Here is a 3337-nt window from a genome sequence, read left to right on the forward strand (position 1 = left end):
CCTGCAGATCGGCGCCGTGCTGGCCACCGAGACCGTGAAGCTCGTCACCGGCGTCGGCGAGCCGCTCCTCGGCCGGGTGCTGCTCGTCGACGCGCTGCGCGGCACCCAGCGCGAGGTGCCGCTGCGACCCGCACGGGTGAGCGCATGAGCGGCATGCGTGAGGTCGAGGAGCATCTCGCGGCGATCCTCGCGGCCGTGACCCCCACCGGAGACGAGCGTGTCACTCCCGCCGACGCGCAGGGCCGGGTGCTGCGCGCGGCGGTCGTCGCGCGACTCGACATCCCCGCGTTCGACAACTCGGCGATGGACGGGTTCGCCGTGCGAGCCGAGGATGTCGCGTCCCCTCCGGTCACGCTGCGCGTCATCGCCGACCTGCCCGCCGGTTCGGCGCTCGATCCGTCGTTCGGTGCCGGCGAGGCCGTGCGCATCATGACCGGCGCACCGGTGCCGACGGCGGCCGATGCGATCGTGCCGTTCGAGGACACCGTAGGCGGGCTCGCCGACTCGTTCGGGGAGATCACCGTGACGGCCCCGGCGCGACAGGGCGCATTCGTGCGGCGCCGCGGTGTCGACGTGCAGGTGGGTGACGAGGTCGTTCCCTCGGGAGCCGTGCTCGGCCCCCTGCAACTGGGCGCCGCGACCGCGGCGGGAGTAACGGACCTCGTGGTCGCGCGACGCCCGCGGGTGGCGATCGTCTCGACCGGCGACGAACTGGTCATGGCGGGTCACACGCCGGGGCCGGGACGGCTCCCCGACTCGAACGGGGTGCAGCTCGCCGCACTCGCGCTCGAGGCCGGCGCCGAGGTCGCCTTCCGCGCCGTCGTTCCCGATGACGACGCCGCCTTCCTCGCGGCGATAGCCGGCGCGGTGTCGGCGCGCGCCGACCTGATCGTCACGAGCGGCGGCATCAGCGCGGGGGCGTTCGAAGTCGTGAAGACGGCGCTCGCGGCGCCCGACAGCGGCATCGAGTTCGTGCGGGTGCGCATGCAGCCGGGGAAGCCGCAGGCCTTCGGGCGTCTGGCCGCGGGACCGCTGCTGTTCGGGCTGCCGGGCAACCCCGTGTCATCCGCTCTCTCGTTCGAGGTGTTCGTTCGGCCCGCGATCCGGGCGATGGCCGGGGCGCGAGACCTCGCACGGCCGCTGCTGAGGCTCGCGGCGGCGTCCGGGTGGCGAACCCCACCCGGACGCCGNCGACCCGGCCGCGTGGACCGTCGCTCCGGCGACGGCGGGCGGGTCGGGATCGCACCTGGCGGGAGGCCTCGCACGCGCCGAGGCGTACGCGATCGTGCCCGCCGACATCGACGAGGTCTCCGCCGGCGACCTGCTCGATGTCATGCTGCTCGGCTGAGCGCTCGACCTCGCCGACGCCGGCCGCCCACGTGGCGGTGCCATGCTGGTGACATGAGCTTCACGCACATCGACGACGCCGGCCACGCGCGCATGGTCGACGTGACCGCCAAGTCGCCCACCGTGCGCGCTGCGACCGCCCGCGGCTTCGTGCGCTGCGCCCCCGAGGTGGTCGCCGCCCTGCGCGACGGCGCCGTACCCAAGGGCGACGTGCTCGCCGTCNTCGGTGTGCACGGCGCGGTCGTCGACCTCGACATCGTCGACGGCGGGGTCGAGATCGTCGCCACGGTGCGCACCGCTGATCGCACCGGCGTCGAGATGGAGGCCCTCACCGCCGTCTCGGTCGCCGCCCTCGCGATCGTCGACATGGTGAAGGGGCTCGACAGGGCGACGTCGATCGAGAACGTGCGCATCGTCGCAAAGGAGGGCGGCCGGTCGGGCGCGTGGGTGCGTCCCGGTGAGCTGAACGCGGATGCCGCGGGGAGCCCCCGCGCGTGAGCGTCACCGTGCGCTACTTCGCCGCCGCCGAAGAGATCGCCGGGACTCCGGCCGAGCAGCGCGGCGCCGCGACCGTCGGTGAGCTGCGCGCGCAGCTGCTGGCCGCCCACCCGGGCTTCGACGGCGTCCTCCCGCGGTGCGCGCTGCTCGTCGACGGCGCACGCGTCGATGACGAGCACCTGCTGACGGGCTCCGAGACCATCGACGTGCTGCCGCCGTTCGCGGGCGGCTGAGCGGGAGGCTGCGCCGCGGGCCGGCGTCAGCCCCCGAGCCCCTTCCACAGCGACTCCCCGTCGCTGGTGAGCTGCTTCTTCCATACCGGCAGCTCGAGCTTGATCTGCTCGATCACCTCGCGGCAGACGTCGAACGCCGCCGCCCGGTGCGGCGCCGAGACCGCGATGATGACGGCATCCTCGCCGACCGCGAGCCGACCGATCCGGTGGCTGACCGCGACCCGCGCGACGGTTCCCGCCGCCGCCCGCTCGGCGATCGCGGCGAGCACCGTCTCGGCGTCGGGGTGGGCGGTGTACTCCAGGGCGACGACGGATGCCGCGGCATCCGGATCATGGTCGCGCACCCGACCGATGAAGGTCGTCACGGCGCCACACGCCGGGTCGTCGACGGCGTCGATGTGCTGGGACAGGTCGAGGGACGCGGCGCTGATGCGCGCGAGCACGCACGCGGGCGCGGACGCCGATGCGGCGCTCAATGGTCGCGCCCGTCGACCTGGTCGATCACATGACGGGCGATCTCGAGCACGAAGGCGACACCGGCCGAGACGGCGTTCGGAGACCCCGGCAGGTTCACGATGAGCGCACCTCCCGCCAGTCCCGCGACACCACGCGACAGCGCAGCCGACGGCTTGTCGATCGCCGACCGCCTGCGGATCTCCTCGGCGATGCCGGGAATCTCGGTCTCGAGGATGAACCGCGTCCCCTCGGGGGTCTGGTCGCGCGGACCGATGCCCGTGCCGCCGTTGGTGATGATGAGCCGCACGCCGCTGCCGACCAGGGTGACGAGCGCGCGAGCGACGGAGTCCTTGCCGTCGGCGACGATCATCGCCTCTTCGCACGCCCACCCGGTGCCTCGGAGCGCCTGCACCGCGATGGGACCGGAGGTGTCGGGTCGCTCACCTGAGGCGGAACGGTCCGACACCGTCAGCACGGCCGCCCGGAAGCTCATGGACCCAGGGTACCGCCGCATCATCGAGTGGTCTCGGCCTCGGCGGCGGCAGTGATGCGATTCGCCATGCCCCGGAAGATGGCGCCGTGGAACGGCAGCACCGACAGCCAGTAGAGGCGGCCTGACAGGCCCTGCGGGAAGAACACCGCCCGCTGCGTGTACCGCGCGCCGTCGCCATCGGGAGCGCAGCCGAGCTCGAGCCAGGCGAGCCCCGGCACCCGCATCTCGGCGCGCAGGCGCAGCATTCGCCCGGGCTCGACCTTCTCGACGCGCCAGAAGTCGACGACGTCGCCCTCGACGACCCGGGAGG

General features: G+C 73.6%; 7 protein-coding genes and 1 pseudogene. 5 read left to right on the forward strand and 3 right to left on the reverse strand.

The window, feature by feature from the left end:
- Positions 1–153: 153 nt before the first annotated feature.
- The 5 genes and pseudogenes from ASG00_RS05760 to ASG00_RS05770 all read left to right on the forward strand — a co-directional run.
- A partial coding sequence (locus tag ASG00_RS05760; protein WP_327037495.1) for a molybdopterin molybdotransferase MoeA occupies positions 154–1190 on the forward strand: 1037 nt, incomplete at its 3' end.
- Between the two features lie 56 nt (positions 1191–1246).
- Positions 1247–1348 (forward strand): hypothetical protein, encoded by a 102-nt coding sequence (locus tag ASG00_RS17215; protein WP_235559376.1) that lies wholly within the window; start codon positions 1247–1249, stop codon positions 1346–1348.
- Positions 1349–1401: 53 nt separating this feature from the next.
- The coding region (locus tag ASG00_RS17220) for a cyclic pyranopterin monophosphate synthase MoaC (protein WP_327037496.1) at positions 1402–1569 on the forward strand (168 nt) is incomplete at its 3' end.
- Position 1570: 1 nt separating this feature from the next.
- Positions 1571–1845 (forward strand): annotated as a pseudogene (locus ASG00_RS17225) (cyclic pyranopterin monophosphate synthase MoaC); the annotation flags it as partial.
- Positions 1842–2078: a MoaD/ThiS family protein gene (locus ASG00_RS05770; protein ID WP_045247308.1), complete on the forward strand. Its 237-nt coding sequence runs from the start codon at positions 1842–1844 to the stop codon at positions 2076–2078. The pseudogene ASG00_RS17225 and the gene ASG00_RS05770, both read left to right, overlap by 4 nt.
- 26 nt (positions 2079–2104) lie before the next feature.
- On the opposite strand, the gene ASG00_RS05775 is transcribed toward ASG00_RS05770, so the two are convergent.
- From ASG00_RS05775 to ASG00_RS17230, 3 genes are all read right to left on the reverse strand, one after another.
- Positions 2105–2521, reverse strand: coding sequence for a molybdenum cofactor biosynthesis protein MoaE (locus ASG00_RS05775; RefSeq protein ID WP_045247349.1), 417 nt, complete (start codon positions 2519–2521; stop codon positions 2105–2107).
- 29 nt (positions 2522–2550) lie between these two features.
- Positions 2551–3027, reverse strand: coding sequence for a MogA/MoaB family molybdenum cofactor biosynthesis protein (locus ASG00_RS05780; RefSeq protein WP_045247309.1), 477 nt, complete (start codon positions 3025–3027; stop codon positions 2551–2553).
- 20 nt (positions 3028–3047) lie between these two features.
- A partial coding sequence (locus ASG00_RS17230) for a DUF2867 domain-containing protein (RefSeq protein ID WP_235559224.1) occupies positions 3048–3337 on the reverse strand: 290 nt, incomplete at its 5' end.

The sequence above is a fragment of the Microbacterium sp. Leaf351 genome, from assembly GCF_001423825.1.
GTDB lineage: Bacteria > Actinomycetota > Actinomycetes > Actinomycetales > Microbacteriaceae > Microbacterium > Microbacterium ginsengisoli.